Here is a 1,476-nt window from a genome sequence, read left to right as displayed (position 1 = left end):
AAGGGCGATTTGTTCGGTTTTAGAAAAGACGCCAACCGAAGCCAGATCCGATAGCCGCTTGGGGGTTGAGTTGCGAGTATCACTGCTGATTTTTGAATAAATATCTGTGTAAGTCACTTTTAGTTGGCTCAATCAATCGTATTGGCGAGCTGAAATCGCAAGATGAACGACATACCGGAACCAGGATTGCGTTGTGCTGTGACTTGCCCATTCATGTCTCGCATGTTGTTCGCGGTGATTGACAGTCCTAAACCCAAGCCCTCGCCGATTTTTTTGCTGGTTTGGAATGGTTCGAAAATGGTGTCGAGTTGTTCTAGTGCCACGCCACAACCGTTGTCACTGACCACCACTTCAACGTGGCTGTTAGTTGGTGTGACAACGATTGAAAGTTGGGGCTTGTCCCTAGATTGCATGGCATCAAGCGCATTGGATATCAGGTTGCCAAGCACTTGTTGTAAGCGTTGTTCTTCCCCCTGAATTTGCGGCAGATCGCTAGGTATTCGAACGCGAACATCCACATTCGCTAGCTGAGATTGATAGACACGCAGCGTCTCTTCCAACGCGCTGGTCAACGACAGTGCTTGTAGCTTTTCAGGTTTGTTGTACGCGAATGTTTTGAGCTGGCTCGTCATGCTTGCCATGCGGTCAATCAGCTTTTGCACGAGCACATTATTGGCCTTCATCATGGCGGTTTCGCCGCGTTCTGCCAATAACTCGTTGGTGGTGAGAAGGGTGCGCAATCCGGTAAGAGGTTGATTCAACTCGTGGGTAATCGCGCTCGACATGCGGCCCAACGCCGCCATTTTGCTCGATTCAATCAATTGCTCCTGAGCTTGACGTAGCGCTTGCGTGCGCTCTTCTACGCGCTGCGCTAGCTCTTGGTTGATGAGTTGTAGCGATTGTTCAGCCTTTTTGCGTTTACTGATATCGATGAGGGTGGCAAGAAAATACAGCTCTCCGTGCCAAGGAAAAGTCGTTAATGAGAACAGCACCGGGAAAACGCTCCCATCACTTCGCCTTGCCATCGTTTCAACGGCACTGATTTCTGCCAGCTCCTTATGTTTTGGTAGATCTCTGAGCAGTGTGAGCGTGGTTGAGTTGGGATTACCTGCATCAAACAACTCCCAAGCAAAAGTTTGACGATTGACATTTTCCGGCAAGCAAAACAGCCGCTTAGCCATTGGATTGAGATCGAATAGCTGTCCTTGCTCATTGATCAACAGCAACCCAACGTGAGTTTTGTTGATCATCTGCTTAAGTCGCCTTTGGGATTCCTCCAGTAGAGCCTGAATACGCTGCTGGTTCTGGTTTTTCTGGTGCCGTTGCAAACCGATAATGACCAACAAAATGATCAATAACAGCAACGCAGCGACACTCCAACCAATGACATTAATGGCTTGTTGAACTGGCTTGGTCGGGATGAGATAACTGACATACCAATTGAGGTCATCCAATTTAACGGTATGGGCGAAATAG

Annotated in this window: 1 protein-coding gene; it reads right to left on the bottom strand. The window is 48.4% G+C overall.

Going from position 1 to position 1,476, the window contains the following annotated elements; genetic code table 11:
• Positions 1-128: 128 nt before the first annotated feature.
• On the bottom strand, positions 129-1,476 hold a 1,348-nt coding region (locus R7P67_RS24165), incomplete at its 5' end, for a sensor histidine kinase (protein ID WP_318086235.1).

This window comes from Vibrio sp. Vb0937, assembly GCF_033338855.1.
The sequence above is the reverse complement of the archived record's forward strand: the minus strand, read 5'-3'. Positions and strand labels throughout refer to the sequence as shown.